This window comes from Pseudomonas sp. G34 (assembly GCF_031119625.1).
Taxonomy (GTDB): Bacteria; Pseudomonadota; Gammaproteobacteria; order Pseudomonadales; family Pseudomonadaceae; genus Aquipseudomonas.
In genome coordinates, this window is the sequence record NZ_JAVHZV010000026.1 from 91,341 (window position 1) to 105,850 (window position 14,510).

Sequence of the window (14,510 nt, forward strand, 5' to 3'; positions counted from 1 at the left end):
ACCGCTTCCACACAAGATGTATGGGGCAAGCCTAGAGGCCTGCTCAGCGGTTGTCTTGCGTGCGTGCCCGCGCGTAAAGGTCTTTCAGGTAGGCCTTGGGCGTCATTCCGGTATGCCGGCGGAAGGTGCTGTAGAAGGCGGTCAGGGAGTTGAAGCCGGCCTCGAAGGCCAGCTCGTCCATGCGCCGCAGGTCGTTGCCGGCCTGCAGGCGTTCGAGCAGGTGCTGCAGGCGCGCCTGGTTGACGTAGCGGTAGAAGCTCTGGCCGAGCACCTGATTGAGCAGGTAGGACATCTGGTTACGGCTGTAGCCGGTGGCGCTGGCCACTTGCTGCAGGCTCAGCGCCGGGTCGAGAAAGGGCTGGCGGCGCTGGAAGTAATCCTGCAGATCCTGGGCCATGAAACCCAGCTGGCGGGTCGACAGGCCCAGCTTGCTGATCGCCGCGCTGCTCTGCATCGGCGCCCGGGCATCCGGCCCTTCGTGCACCAGCGAGGCGTATTCGTTGACCCGCCAGATCAGCCCGTCGCGCACGGTGATGGCCTCGGCGGTACGAAACGACACCAGGCCTTCGCCGCCATGCAGCGTGGTGCGGTACTGGATGAACGCGGTGTGGCCGTCGATGCGGATGCGGTCGGTGTGCTCCAGCGCCTCGTCCGGGTGGCGCGGCATGGTGCTCAGTACGTAGTCGCGCAGCTCGGCCAGGCCCATGGCACGGTTGAGGAAGAAGTCGTGGTACTCGACCTCGGGGTGATAGAGCGCCATCACCGCGTCCAGGTCGCGGTACTTCCAGCTGTAGTGGTAACGCAGCACGGTTTCGCGGGTGCGTTCGGTCTGGGTGAAGTCGTCGGGAAGCTCAGGCATGCCGGTTGGGTCCAGAGGGCTGCGGCCAGCTTGCCCGACTGCGCCAGCCACCTCAAGCCGAGTAGCAGAGCTCATGAGGTGGATTTTCGGAACATGAGGGAAACTTGTTTTTAACGTTAAAAGGTTGAGTTTGTTTCACTCGCCTGGGGCCTCGACAATGCACGCCATCATTTATATGCATTGGAGATATCGCCATGGCCCTGGCACACAGCCTCGGATTCCCCCGAATCGGACGTGACCGCGAACTGAAGAAAGCCCAGGAGGCGTTCTGGAAAGGTGAGCTGGACGAAGCCGGCCTGCGTGCCGTGGGCCGTGAGCTGCGGGCTCGCCACTGGCAGGTGCAGAAGGATGCCGGCATCGACCTGCTGCCGGTCGGCGACTTCGCCTGGTACGACGGGGTGCTGGCCCATTCGCTGACCTTCGGGGTGATACCCGAGCGTTTCCGCCCGGCGGATGGCAAGCCAACCCTGGACACCCTGTTCGCCATGGCCCGTGGCGTGAGCAGCGACACCTGTTGTGGCGGTGCCCATGCGCAAGAGATGACTAAGTGGTTCGATACCAACTACCACTACCTGGTACCCGAGTTCACCGCCGACCAGCAGTTCGCCCTCAGCTGGGAGCAGCTGTTCGAGGAAGTCGCCGAAGCCCACGCGCTCGGTCATAGCGTCAAACCGGTGGTGATCGGCCCGCTGACCTACCTGTGGCTGGGCAAGCTCAAGGGCGACGCCCAGGGCTTCGACAAACTGGAGCTGCTCGAACGCCTGCTGCCGCTTTATGGGCAGATCTTCCAGCGCCTGGCCGCGCAGGGCGTGGAGTGGGTGCAGATCGATGAGCCGATTCTGGTGCTCGACCTGCCCCAGGACTGGAAGAACGCCTTCGAGCGCGCCTACAACATTTTGCAGCGTGAGCCGCTGAAGAAGTTGATTGCCACCTACTTCGGTGGTCTCGAAGAGAACCTCGGCCTGGCTGCCAACCTGCCGGTGGACGGGCTGCATATCGACCTGGTGCGCGCCCCGCAGCAGTACCCGACCATCCTCGATCGTCTGCCGGCCTACAAGGTGCTGTCCCTCGGCGTGGTCAACGGCCGCAACGTGTGGCGCTGCGATCTGGAAAAGGCCCTGGCGGTGATCGGCCATGCCCACAGCCGCCTTGGCGAACGCCTGTGGGTGGCGCCGTCCTGCTCGTTGCTGCACAGCCCGGTCGACCTGGCCCGTGAAGAGGGGCTGGATGCCGAGCTGAAAAGCTGGCTGGCCTTCGCTACCCAGAAGTGCGCCGAAGTGGCGCTGCTGGCGCGCGCCGTCAATCAGCCGGATGCCCCCGAAGTACGCACCGCACTGGCTGAAAGCCGTGCCGTGCAGGCCAGCCGGGCGGCCTCGCCACGCATCCACAAGCCACAGGTGCAGGCACGCCTGGCCGCGGTGCAAGCCAGCGATAGCCAGCGCCGCTCGCCGTTCGCCAAGCGCATCGCCAGGCAGCGTGTCGGCCTGGCCCTGCCGCCATTCCCGACCACCACCATCGGCTCCTTCCCGCAGACCTCGGCGATCCGCCTGGCGCGCCAGGCGTTCAAGCAGGGCAAGCTGTCGCTGGGCGACTACACCGACGCCATGCACAGCGAGATCCGCCATGCGGTGGAGATTCAGGAGCGCCTGGGGCTGGACGTGCTGGTGCACGGCGAGGCCGAGCGCAACGACATGGTCGAGTACTTCGCCGAGCAGCTCGACGGCTACCTGTTCACTCGCTTCGGCTGGGTGCAGAGCTACGGTTCGCGTTGCGTGAAGCCGGCGATCATCTATGGCGACCTGAGCCGCCCCAAGGCCATGACCGTGGAGTGGATCCGCTATGCCCAGAGCCTCACCGGCAAGGTGATGAAGGGCATGCTCACCGGCCCGGTGACCATGCTGATGTGGTCATTCCCCCGTGAAGACGTCAGCCGTGAGATGCAGGCCCGGCAACTGGCCCTGGCACTGCGCGACGAAGTGCTGGACCTGGAAGCGGCCGGCATCAAGATTATCCAGATCGACGAGGCGGCGTTCCGCGAGGGCCTGCCGCTGCGCCAGGCCGAGTGGCAGCGCTACCTGGACTGGGCGACCGAGTCGTTCCGCCTGTGTGCCAGCGGGGTGCGCGACGAAACCCAGATCCACACCCACATGTGCTACAGCGAATTCAACGACGTGATCGAGTCCATCGCCGCCATGGATGCCGACGTGATCACCATCGAGACCTCGCGCTCGGACATGGAGCTGCTGCAGGCGTTCGAGGCTTTCGAGTACCCCAACGAAATCGGCCCGGGCGTCTACGATATCCACTCGCCGCGGGTGCCGGACACCGCCGAGATGGTCAAGCTGATGCGCAAGGCGGTGCAGCGCATCCCGGCCGAGCGCCTGTGGGTCAACCCGGACTGCGGCCTGAAGACCCGCGGCTGGCCGGAGACCGAGGCGGCGCTGGTGAATATGGTCGCGGCGGCGCGCCAGTTGCGCAGAGAGCTGGCGTGATTCTGGTCGCGGGATTGCCTATTCGGTAGCCCGGCGTCGAGCGCAGCGACACCCGGGAAGGTTGCCCTGGGTATCGCTGTGCTCAACACAGGCTACGGGGTGACGTTTAGCCGGCCAGGTACTGCTCGGTCGACACCACGGTCGCATAGGCAAACGCCAGTGCGGCCATATAGGCGGCCTGCACCTGTGCGGCGGGCACCTGTTTGCCCTCGAATTCCTGATCGCGGGTCGCGCAGGCGTCGTGGATCACCGTGGTGGCGTAGCCGAAGTCGGCGCTGGCGCGGGCGGCGGCGTCGATGCACATATGGCTCATGGCGCCGACCAGGGTGAGGTTTTCAACGCCGGCCTTGTCCAGCAGCGCCTTGAGATCCGTGCCGAGAAAGGCATTGACCTTGTGCTTGAGCACCATCGCCTCGCCGGCCAGCGGCTGCACGCTGGCGTGGATCTGCGCGCCCGGCGAGCCGGGAGTAAAGAACGGCGCGTCCAGGCTTTCGAACTCATGGTGCACGTGTACCACGGTGTCACCCGCAGCGCGGGCGGCGGCCAGCACGCGGGCGGCGTTGGCGGTGGCGGCGTCCATGCCATGCAGCGGCCATTTGCCGTCAGCGAAATAGTCGTGCTGGATGTCGATCAGGATCAGTGCGCGCTTGCTCATGATGGTTTCCGTGATGAGGGACGTCCCCCACATTAACCCGCCTGCCGATAAAGCGGGAGGTTGAAGAGGTGGGCGCCCGGCAGGATTTCACACCGAATCTTCGGCGGCCTTGCCCGCGGGGTTGTCGCGGGTCGGCATGGCGAGAATTTCCGGCAATACCTCGCGGGCGAACACGGCGTGCAGGCGCCACAGTTCGGCAACCGGGTCGCGGTGATGGTCGACGCGGATGTCCCAGAGCGGATATTCCTCGCGGTCGACGATATAGATGACCGCCGAAGATTCGCCTTCGCGGTCGCCGCCGCGGTCATCACCGGCTTCCAGGGCATCGATCAGGCGCTCGACCAGGGGGCGCTCCTCACCGAGGCGAAAGGCATCGGCGACCGCATCCAGCACCTGCGGGCCGGCCAGGCGATTGCCCTGCACCGAGAACTGCTCGCCGGACAGCGAGCCGGCCCAGGGAATGCACTCGCTACCGGTCCAGCACACGCTGTCGCCGTTACGGTCGATCAGCGCCAGCTGGCGCAATTGCATGCACGGGTCGGTGTCCATCAGCTGCTTCAGGGCGGCGGGTGCCGAATGGCCTGCGCGCAGCAGCGCCAGGCCGTCGAGCCCCAGGTACGGGTTGACCTGGGCCTGGGTCGCCACGGCCCCTGCGCCGGCGGCGGCGTGGCTGAGCAGTTTGCCCACGGCGGGCATGGCGGTAGCGGCGGCAACGCCGAACTGGCCGGTTCTCGGGCAGCGGGCAACGATGGAAAAAGTCATGGCGGCTCCTCTGTGCGCGTGTGGCTTAGGCCCCGTGGCCCGCGTGATCGTTCCGCTTGTCGTGCTGCTATCGGGATTGGTTGATAAGCATTATCATTCTCTGCTTTGCCGTCTCGCTTCCAGCCGTATCGCCACGAGCAGCCCGTTTACATGGTCTATCTCCCGTCGTCGCCCGAACCTCGCCAGCCCGATCCCTCCGTGACCGAGGCGCTGCAAGGGGAGGCCTTTCTGCGCACCTTTCTCGCCCGTCGCGAACAGATGGAGGCGGTGCTGCGCCGCCGCGTCGGCTGTCGGGCGACGGCCGCGGACCTGCTGCAAGAGCTGTTTCTGCGCTTCTGGCGACGGCCCAGCGCGCCGCTCGAAGATATGGGCAGTTACCTGATTCGCAGCGCCCATAACCTGGCCATCGACCACCTGCGCAGCGAGGGCGCACGCAGCCGTCACGAGGCGGGCCTGTTGCCTGAGCAGCGTGGTGATTCGAGCGTTTCGCCAGATGCAGCGCTGGAGGCGGGCAGCGATCTGCGCCGTGTCGAGGCCGCCTTGCGGGCGTTGCCGGAGCGCACCCGGCACATCTTTCTGCTCAATCGCATCCACGGCCAGACCTACGGGCAGATCGCCCGCAGCATGGCGCTTTCCCAGAGCGCGGTGGAAAAACATATGATGCGCGCCCTGCAAGTCTGCAAGGCCAGCGTCGTCGATACGCCGGTCGTTCATCCACACGGAAGCGCTACGCCATGAGCCACGAGTCAGATCCACAGCCGCCGCTGTCGCGCGCCGAGCAGGACGCCTGGCTGTGGCTCGGCCGCCTGCAAGGGCAGCCGGGCGATGCCGTGCAGATGGCTTTCGAGCGCTGGCTGGCTGCTGCCCCCGAGCATGTCGACACCTACGTGCGCATGCAGGCGCTCTGGCACCTGAGCCGCCCAGCGGCCCAGCGCCTGGCCGATGAACAAGCCGCTGCCCTGCAGCAGTACCTGCACAAGCCCGTGAGCAAACGCCGTTACTGGGCCTCGGCACTGGCGATGGCCGCCTGCCTGCTGGTGGTGGTGTGGGGCGCGGGTTGGCAGCCACTGCGCTGGGTGGATGACCTGGGCGCGGATATGGTTTCGGCGCCCGGCCAGGTGCGTAGCGTGACCCTGAGCGATGGCTCCAGCGTGGTGCTGGATGCCGACAGCGCCATCGCTGTGCGCTACAGCGCGGGCGAGCGGCATGTCGAGCTGCGCCGCGGGGCGGCGTACTTCAGCGTGCTGCCGGGGGAGATTCCCTTTACCGTCGCTGCAGCCGGTGGCGAGGCACGGGTGCTCGGCACGCGCTTCGAAGTGCGCCGTCTGGGCGAGGGCGCCCGGGTGTCGGTGCTGCAGGGGCGGGTGGCGGTACGCGGCGGGCCGTTGGAGGCGGCGCGGGTGCTTACTGCCGATCAACAGGTCAGCTATGCCGCTGGCGTCAGCGGCAATCTCCAGGGCGTCGACGCTGGTGCGCTGACTGCGTGGCGCGATGGCCGCCTGAGTTTCTACCGTGCGCCGCTGGGCGAGGTGCTCGACGAGCTGCGCCGCTATTACCCGGGGCGCATCGTGCTGCTCAATGATGAGCTGCGAGCCAAACGGGTCAGCGGCAGCTTCGCCAGCCAGGATCCCGGGGCGATTCTCGATGCCCTGCAGGGCGTGGTCGGCTTCGAGCAGCACAGGCTGCTGGGCCGGCTGATCATCCTGCGCTGAGAAATATTTTTCAGGCCGGGGTGAGGTATGTCCCAGCGGCATCCGTGTAGTGCTGTGAATGCGACTTTTTCGCACTGATAGCCAGCGCCCGGGATGAAGACAACCATGAACCACCGCATCAAGCGCCAACAGCAAGCTGCCTTGAAACACCTCGGCCTGGCCACCTGGCTGTTGGGCACCTCGCTGCTGCCCCTGGCACCCACCGTGCTGGCCCAGGCTGCTGGCGATCAGGCCGCTACCTACGCTTTCACTATTGCCGCCCAGCCGCTGCCCCAAGCGTTGGATGCCTTCAGCCGTACCACCGGGCTCAACCTGGTGTACACCGACGAAGCGCCTTACGCCGTGCAGGCTCCTGCCGTGCAGGGGCGGATGAGCGCCGAGCAGGCGCTGAGCCGCTTGCTGGCCGGCTCCGGCTTCACCTTCGCCCGGGCGGGCGCCACCACCGTCACCCTGCAGGCGCTGCCCGCCGACGGCGCCCTGAGCCTCGGCGCGGTGAACATCCAGTCGCAGCGTACGCCGAGCACCAACTACCAGCCGCCGGAAACCACCTCGCTGACGCGCAGCGACACGCCACTGCTGGAAATCCCCCAGGCGGTAGCCGTGGTGCCGACCCAGGCGCTGCAGGATCAACAGCCGCAGACGCTCGACGAGGCGCTGGTCAACGTCAGCGGCATCACCCAGTCCAACACCCTGGGCAGCACCCTGGATGCGGTGATGAAGCGCGGCTTCGGCGACAACCGCGACGGCTCCATCCTGCGTGACGGCATGCGCACCATCCAGGGCCGCAACTTCACCGCCACTGCCGAGCGCGTCGAGGTGCTCAAGGGGCCGTCGTCGATGCTCTACGGCATTCTCGATCCGGGCGGAGTGATCAACGTGGTCAGCAAGAAACCGCAGCTGGAGAGCTACCGCGCCATCACTGGCCGCGCCTCGACCTACGGCCATGGCAAGAACGGCAGTGGCGGCACCCTGGATGTTACCGGCCCGCTGGGCGAAACCGGGCTGGCCTACCGGCTGGTCGCCGATTATGACGACGCCGACTACTGGCGCAGCTTCGGCACCAACCGCGACAAGACTTTCGCGCCCTCGCTGGCCTGGTACGGCGAGGACACCACGGTGACCCTCAGCCATGAGTACCGCGAGTATTCGGTGCCGTTCGATCGCGGCACGGTTTTCCGTAACGGCAAAGCGCTGGACATTCCCGCCGAGCGCCGGCTGGACGAGGCTTACAACATCACCGATGGCCGCTCGCACCTGACCATCTTCGACCTGTCGCACCAGCTCAACGACGACTGGAAGGCGCACTTCGCCTACAGCTACAACCGTGATCGTTACGACGATTACCAGGCACGCATCTTCCGTGAGCCCGCCGCACAAAACAGCAACGCCTACACGCGCCGGCTGGACGGCACTCAAGGCGCGGTCAGCACCTCGCACTTCGCCACCGTCGACCTGGATGGCAAGGTGCAACTCGGCGGTATGCAGCACGACCTGCTGATGGGCGTGGACCACGAATACCGCAAGTTCTACCGCGAAGACCTGCTGCGCCAGAACACCGCCATTCGTTTCGATCCATTCAACCCGGTCTACGGCAATGTGCCGGTGCCCACCACCGTGGTGGCCAGCGACAGCGACCAGACCGATCGGGTGGTCACCCAGTCGGCGTTCTTCCAGGATTCGGTGCACTTGAGCGAGCAGTGGATCTTCGTCGCGGGTGCCCGCTATCAGCTGTATGACCAGATGTCCGGGCGCGGCCGGCCGTTCAGCAAGAACACCGATATCGACGGTCAGGTCTGGGTGCCGCGGGTGGGCCTGGTGTACAAGCTCAACGACGAGCTGTCGCTGTATGGCGGCTACACCGAGTCGTTCAAGCCCAACTCGACCATCGCGCCGCTGAGCAATGGCGCCTCCATCAATGGCGTGCCGCCGGAGGAGGGCAAGAGCTGGGAGATCGGCGCCAAGCTGGATAGGCCCGGACGCATCACCGGCACCCTGGCGCTGTTCGATATCGTCAAGGAAAACGTGCTGGTGACCCAGACAGACAGTGCAACGGGGCTCACAGTGGCGACTGGCGCCGGTGAAGTGCGCTCGCGCGGCGTCGAACTGGACGTGACCGGGCAGCTTACCGACGACCTCAGCCTGATCGGCACCTATGCCTTTACCGATGCCGAGGTAACCAAGGACCCGGAGCTCAAGGGCAATGGCCTGCAGAACGTCGCCCGGCATACCGCGTCGCTGTACGGTGTGTATGACTTCGGCCAGCTGTTCGGCGGTGACCGCGTGCGCGCCGGTGTGGGGGCTCGCTATGTAGGGGATCGGGAGGGCGATGCCGCCAACAGCTTCACGCTGCCGTCCTATACCGTGGCCGATGCATTCACCAGTTACGACACCCGCCTGGGCGACAACAAACTCAAGCTGCAGCTCAACGTGAAGAACCTGTTCGACAAGACCTACTACAGCTCGGCGGTGAACAACCTCGCCGTTTCCGTCGGTGAGCCGCGCCAGGTGCAGCTCTCCAGCACCCTGGAGTTCTGACTGGGTAGCCGACCTGGGTATCGCTGCGCTCAACCACAGGCTACGCACTTATCACCTGTAGCCCGGCGTCGAGCGCAGCGATACCCGGGGACGGTTGACGCTCGCCCCCCCCAGAACGCAAAAGCCCGGCACTAGGCCGGGCTTCTTTTTACCGCAGGGCGATGCTTACTGCACTTCCACCGCCAGGCTTTCGGCGATCTTCTTGTTCCAGATCGCAGGGCCCGTGATGTGCACCGACTCGCCGTTGCTGTCGACGGCCACGGTAACGGGCATGTCCTTGACCTCGAACTCGTAGATCGCTTCCATGCCCAGCTCGGCGAACGCCAGCACCCTGGACTTCTTGATCGCCTGGGCCACCAGGTAGGCGGCGCCGCCGACGGCCATCAGGTACACGGCCTTGTTGTCCTTGATCGCTTCGATGGCGGTCGGGCCGCGCTCGGATTTGCCGATCATGCCCAACAGGCCGGTCTGCTCGAGGATCTGCCGGGTGAACTTGTCCATCCGCGTGGCGGTGGTCGGGCCAGCGGGGCCTACCACTTCGTCGCCGATCGGGTCGACCGGGCCAACGTAATAGATGAAGCGGCCTTTCAGGTCGACCGGCAGCTGTTCACCCTTGTTGAGCATCTCGACCATGCGCTTGTGCGCGGCATCGCGACCGGTGAGCATCTTGCCGTTGAGCAGGATGGTTTCGCCCGGCTTCCAGCTCTGCACGTCTTCCGGGGTCAGGGTGTCGAGGTCGACGCGGCGCGCGCTCGGGCCGGCTTCCCAGACGATTTCCGGGTAGGCGTCCAGGGGTGGCGCTTCCAGCTCGGCCGGGCCGCTGCCATCGAGCACGAAGTGGGCGTGGCGGGTAGCGGCGCAGTTGGGGATCATGCACACCGGCAAGGACGCCGCGTGGGTCGGGTAATCCATGATCTTGACGTCGAGCACGGTGGTCAGGCCGCCCAGGCCCTGGGCGCCGATGCCCAGCTGGTTGACCTTCTCGAACAGCTCCAGACGCATCTCTTCGATCTTGTTCCGCGGGCCGCGAGCCTGCAGTTCATGGATGTCGATGTGCTCCATGAGTACTTCCTTGGCCATCACCGCGGCCTTTTCGGCGGTACCGCCGATGCCGATGCCGAGCATGCCCGGCGGGCACCAGCCAGCGCCCATGGTCGGCACGGTCTTGAGCACCCAGTCGACGATCGAGTCGGACGGGTTGAGCATGGCCATCTTCGACTTGTTCTCGGAGCCGCCGCCCTTGGCTGCGACGTCCACCTCCACCTTGTCGCCCGGGACGATGGAGTAGTGGATCACCGCCGGGGTGTTGTCCTTGGTGTTCTTGCGGGCACCGGCCGGGTCGGCCAGGATCGAGGCGCGCAGGACGTTTTCCGGCAGGTTGTAGGCGCGGCGCACGCCTTCGTTGATCATGTCGTCCAGGCTCATGGTGGCGCCGTCCCAGCGCACGTCCATACCGACCTTGACGAATACGGTGACGATGCCGGTGTCCTGGCAGATCGGGCGGTGGCCGGTGGCACACATGCGCGAGTTGATGAGGATCTGCGCCATGGAGTCGCGGGCGGCCGGCGATTCTTCACGCAGATAGGCCTCGTGCATCGCCTGGATGAAGTCGACGGGGTGGTAGTAGGAGATGAACTGCAGGGCGTCGGCGACGCTCTGGATCAGGTCGTCTTGCTTGATCACGGTCATGTGGGGGCGCTCCCTTGTAGGGCAGGAACTGCAAATGCCGGGACGTTGCCGGCTCGTTCTAAAAGGCGCGGCAGTATACCGCGGGGGCAGCGCCCGGGACACCCGTTGGACGGCCACGATAACTACCCTAGGCTTTTTCATGGCGCACGGTTAGAGTGGAGGCCAGTTGCCACTATGGGAGGGAGCCCATGACCTCCAGCAACCAGCCATTCAATAAAAACACTCTGCAGCGCCTGCTGATCAAGCGCTTCGGAATGGCCGTGGCCACCTACCTGACGATCTCCGCCATCGTGGCGGTCGCCTATTGCTGCGATCTGTTCAACGTGCCCGGACGTTCGGTCATGCTGCTGCTGGCGGCCACCGCCATCAGCCAGATGGCGTTTCTCGGGATGTTCGTCAGCGGCCGCAATCTGGGCTTCGAGGATCCGAGCCTGACCGAAGTGCAGATGCTGGTCGCCCTGGGGCTGACCACGGCGCTGGTCGCCATGCTCGACCAGGCGCGCGGCACCCTGCTGGTGGTGTATCCCATGTTCATGCTGTTCGGCCTGTTCCAGCTGCGCACCTGGGTGTTCTTTCGCTGTGCGTGCCTGGCCTTCGCCGGTTTCCTGGCCATCAACCTCTACGAGTTCCTGGCGGGCATCGGCCGCGACATCGGCCTGGTGGTGCTGCAGACCTGCGTACTGGGCGTGGTGCTGGCCTGGCTGAACCTGTTCGCCTGGTACATGCAGCAGATGCGCCAGCGCATGCGCAAACGCCGCTTCGCCCTGCAGGCGCACCAGGAAACCCTGCGCGGCATGATGCGCCAGCTCGAAGATATGGTGGCCACCGACGAACTCACCGGCCTGTGCAACCGCCGCCACTTCCTGCGCATGGCCGCCCAGGCGCTGGAGACGCTGACACCCGGGCGCCAGCACGGCCTGGCCCTGATCGACCTGGATCACTTCAAGCGCATCAACGACCGTTACGGCCATGCCGCTGGCGACCGCGTGCTGCAGGCGTTCGCGGCCGTGGCCAGTGGCTGCCTGCGTGACGGCGACATGATCGCGCGGTATGGCGGCGAGGAGTTCGTGCTGCTGATACCCGATACCGATGCCGAGGTCTTCCATTCCTGTTGCGAGCGCCTGCGCGTGGCATTCAGTGAGTGCAAGCCGGTTAATGTTAAGGTGCCCAATCTCAGTCTTTCCGTGGGGATGACCCTGGTGACCCTGCACGACAATCTCGATGAGGCCCTGCACCGGGCCGACCAGGCGCTCTATCAGGCCAAGCGCAGCGGCCGCAATTGCAGTGCCGCGACCTGGGATCTGGCCGATGCCTGAATTATGCGTGGCTGAGCGGCGCTGGGAAGTCGCCGCGGCCAGCAACCTGCTCGATGCGCTGCTCGGCGCTGGCATCGCGTTGCCCTACAGCTGCCGCGCCGGCAGTTGCCAGGCCTGCCTGGTGCGCTGCGTAGCGGGCGAGCCGGAGGATGCCAAACCCGATGCACTCGATGCCGTGCGCCGCCAACAGGGCTGGCGCCTGGCTTGCCAATGCCGGGTGAGCGGGCCGCTGCAGCTGGAAGTTTTCGACCCAAGCAAGGATGCGCTACCTGCGCAGGTGCAAGCCTGCGACTGGTTGAGCGAGCGCGTGCTGCGCCTGAGGCTGCTGCCGCAACAGCCGCTGCGCTACCGGGCTGGCCAGCATCTGCTGTTATGGACGGCGGCCGGTGTCGCGCGGCCTTACTCGCTCGCCAGCCTGCCGGGGGAAGATGCCTGCCTGGAGTTTCACATCGATTGCGGCCGCCCCGGCGCGTTCTGCGATGCCGCCCGCCAGCTCCAGGTCGGTGACGGCCTGCGCCTGGGCGCGTTGAGCGGCGCAGCCTTGCACTACGACCCCGACTGGCAGGAAAAACCCCTGTGGTTGCTGGGGGCCGGAACCGGCCTGGCACCCTTGTGGGCAGTGCTGCGCGAGGCGCTGCGCCAGGGCCACCAAGGGCCGATCCGCGTCGTGCATGTGGCCAGCAGCAGTGCCGAGCATTACCTGGCGGGCGCATTGCTGGCGCTTGCCGAGCGGCATCCTCACGTACAGGTCGAGCTGGTCGAGGGGCCGCAATTGCCCGCGTTGCTGGCGACCCTGCGCCTCGCTTCACGACAAACCGTGGCCTTGCTGTGTGGCGGCCCCGAGATCGTGAAAGTAGTGTCGCGACGTCTGTACCTGGCCGGCCTGCCGCGCAGCCAGCTGCTCAGCGACCTGTTTCTGCCCCACGCCTGATCATCCGCCAGCAATGAAAAGGCCCGCATCAACGCGGGCCTTGGTATCGCGGCGTCAGTCGTCAGACCAGTGCGTCACCGACATGCAGGATCTTCATGCCGTTGGTGCCACCGATGGTGTGGTAGCTGTCGCCCTTGGTGAGGATGACCCAGTCGCCTTGCTCGACCAGACCGCGCTTGAGCAGTTCGTCCACGGCCGCCTGGCTGACTTCGCCCGGTGGCAGGGCCGCCGGGTCGAAGGGGATGGTGTACACGCCGCGGAACATCGCCGAACGCGCCTGGGTATCGCGGTGCGGGGAGAACGAGTAGATCGGCACCGAGGAGCGGATGCGCGACATGATCAACGGCGTGTAGCCGCTCTCGGTCAGGGCGATGATCGCCTTGACGCCCGGGAAGTGGTTGGCCGTGTACATGGCCGCCAGGGCGATGCTCTCGTCGCAACGCTCGAAGGTCTTGCCGATGCGGTGGCTGGAGCTCTTGCCGGTGGGGTGACGCTCGGCGCCCACGCAGATGCGCGCCATGGCTTCCACGGCTTCCAGCGGGTAGGCGCCGGCGGCGCTCTCGGCCGACAGCATGACCGCGTCGGTGTAGTCGAGCACGGCGTTGGCTACGTCGGAAACCTCGGCGCGGGTCGGCATCGGGTTCTGGATCATCGACTCCATCATCTGGGTGGCGACGATCACCGCCTTGTTGTGGCGACGTGCGTGCAGGATGATCTTCTTCTGGATGCCGACCAGCTCGGCATCGCCGATTTCCACACCCAGGTCACCACGGGCGACCATCACCACGTCGCTGGCCTTGATCAGGCCGTCGAGGGTTTCGTCATTGGCCACCGCTTCGGCGCGCTCGATCTTGGCAACCAGCCAGGCCTTGCCACCGGATTCATCACGCAGCTGGCGGGCGTATTCCATATCCGCGGCATCGCGCGGGAAGGATACGGCCAGGTAATCCAGGTCCATTTCCGCCGCCAGCTTGATGTCGGCCTTGTCCTTTTCGGTCAGTGCCGGTGCGGTCAGGCCGCCGCCGCGACGGTTGATGCCCTTGTGGTCGGACAGCGGGCCGCCGATCAGCACGACGCATTCCAGGGTATCGGGGGTGGTGCTTTCCACGCGCATGACCACGCGGCCATCGTCGAGCAGCAGCTCGTCGCCCACGCCGCAGTCCTTGACCAGGTCCGGGTAATCGATACCCACGACGTTCTGGTTGCCGTCAGTCAGCGGATGGCTGGTGGAGAAGGTGAAACGATCACCGACCTGCAGCTCGATACGCTTGTTGGCGAACTTGGCGATACGAATCTTCGGCCCCTGCAGGTCACCCAGCAGCGCGACGTGACGGCCGTGCTTGGCGGCGATGTCGCGTACCAGCTGGGCGCGCGCCTTATGGTCTTCCGGCGTGCCATGGGAGAAGTTCAGACGGGCGACATCCAGCCCGGCCAGGATCAACTTTTCCAGCATCTGCGGCGAGTTGCTGGCTGGGCCGAGGGTGGCGACGATTTTGGTGCGGCGAACGGTCATGCGCGGACTCCTAGATTGAAGCAGACCGCGAGGCTACTACGCCGCC

General features: G+C 65.8%; 11 protein-coding genes. 6 read left to right on the top strand and 5 right to left on the bottom strand.

Features of this window, described 5'->3' with window-relative positions; all coding sequences use genetic code 11:
* Window positions 1-43: 43 nt before the first annotated feature.
* Window positions 44-859, bottom strand: coding sequence for a helix-turn-helix domain-containing protein (locus tag QYS36_RS16575; protein WP_308840525.1), 816 nt, complete (start codon window positions 857-859; stop codon window positions 44-46).
* 194 nt (window positions 860-1,053) lie between these two features.
* Between QYS36_RS16575 and metE the strand changes: the two genes are divergently transcribed.
* Window positions 1,054-3,351 (top strand): 5-methyltetrahydropteroyltriglutamate--homocysteine S-methyltransferase, encoded by a 2,298-nt coding sequence (gene metE / locus QYS36_RS16580; protein ID WP_308840526.1) that lies wholly within the window; start codon window positions 1,054-1,056, stop codon window positions 3,349-3,351.
* A 106-nt stretch (window positions 3,352-3,457) separates the two neighbouring features.
* Here metE and QYS36_RS16585 read toward each other — a convergent pair whose 3' ends face one another.
* Both QYS36_RS16585 and QYS36_RS16590 read right to left on the bottom strand, forming a co-directional pair.
* Window positions 3,458-4,006 carry a cysteine hydrolase family protein gene (locus QYS36_RS16585; RefSeq protein ID WP_308840527.1) on the bottom strand — a complete coding sequence of 183 codons (549 nt, stop codon included), beginning with the start codon at window positions 4,004-4,006 and terminating at the stop codon, window positions 3,458-3,460.
* Between the two features lie 87 nt (window positions 4,007-4,093).
* Window positions 4,094-4,768 (bottom strand): DUF1028 domain-containing protein, encoded by a 675-nt coding sequence (locus QYS36_RS16590; RefSeq protein WP_308840528.1) that lies wholly within the window; start codon window positions 4,766-4,768, stop codon window positions 4,094-4,096.
* A gap of 150 nt (window positions 4,769-4,918) precedes the next feature.
* Here QYS36_RS16590 and QYS36_RS16595 point away from each other — a divergent pair, with 150 nt between their 5' ends.
* The 3 genes from QYS36_RS16595 to QYS36_RS16605 all read left to right on the top strand — a co-directional run bounded on the left by QYS36_RS16595 (window position 4,919) and on the right by QYS36_RS16605 (window position 9,015).
* The gene (locus tag QYS36_RS16595) at window positions 4,919-5,506 is read left to right on the top strand and encodes a sigma-70 family RNA polymerase sigma factor (RefSeq protein WP_308840529.1); all 588 of its coding nucleotides are present in this window, start codon (window positions 4,919-4,921) and stop codon (window positions 5,504-5,506) included.
* Window positions 5,503-6,480, top strand: a complete 978-nt coding sequence (locus QYS36_RS16600) for a FecR family protein (RefSeq protein WP_308840530.1) — start codon at window positions 5,503-5,505, stop codon at window positions 6,478-6,480. Before QYS36_RS16595 ends, QYS36_RS16600 begins: the two co-directional genes overlap by 4 nt.
* Before the next feature lie 105 nt (window positions 6,481-6,585).
* Window positions 6,586-9,015, top strand: a complete 2,430-nt coding sequence (locus tag QYS36_RS16605; RefSeq protein ID WP_308840531.1) for a TonB-dependent receptor — start codon at window positions 6,586-6,588, stop codon at window positions 9,013-9,015.
* A 165-nt stretch (window positions 9,016-9,180) separates the two neighbouring features.
* On the opposite strand, the gene QYS36_RS16610 is transcribed toward QYS36_RS16605, so the two are convergent.
* A complete protein-coding gene (locus QYS36_RS16610; RefSeq protein ID WP_308840532.1) occupies window positions 9,181-10,704 on the bottom strand; it encodes a fumarate hydratase in 1,524 nt (507 codons plus the stop codon).
* A 188-nt stretch (window positions 10,705-10,892) separates the two neighbouring features.
* Between QYS36_RS16610 and QYS36_RS16615 the strand changes: the two genes are divergently transcribed.
* Both QYS36_RS16615 and QYS36_RS16620 read left to right on the top strand, forming a co-directional pair.
* Window positions 10,893-12,020 carry a GGDEF domain-containing protein gene (locus QYS36_RS16615; RefSeq protein WP_308840533.1) on the top strand — a complete coding sequence of 376 codons (1,128 nt, stop codon included), beginning with the start codon at window positions 10,893-10,895 and terminating at the stop codon, window positions 12,018-12,020.
* Window positions 12,013-12,951, top strand: a complete 939-nt coding sequence (locus tag QYS36_RS16620) for an iron-sulfur-binding ferredoxin reductase (RefSeq protein WP_308840534.1) — start codon at window positions 12,013-12,015, stop codon at window positions 12,949-12,951. The genes QYS36_RS16615 and QYS36_RS16620 overlap by 8 nt, the downstream gene beginning before the upstream one ends.
* 61 nt (window positions 12,952-13,012) lie before the next feature.
* On the opposite strand, the gene pyk is transcribed toward QYS36_RS16620, so the two are convergent.
* Window positions 13,013-14,464: a pyruvate kinase gene (pyk, locus tag QYS36_RS16625; protein ID WP_308840535.1), complete on the bottom strand. Its 1,452-nt coding sequence runs from the start codon at window positions 14,462-14,464 to the stop codon at window positions 13,013-13,015.
* Between the last annotated feature and the right edge of the window lie 46 nt (window positions 14,465-14,510).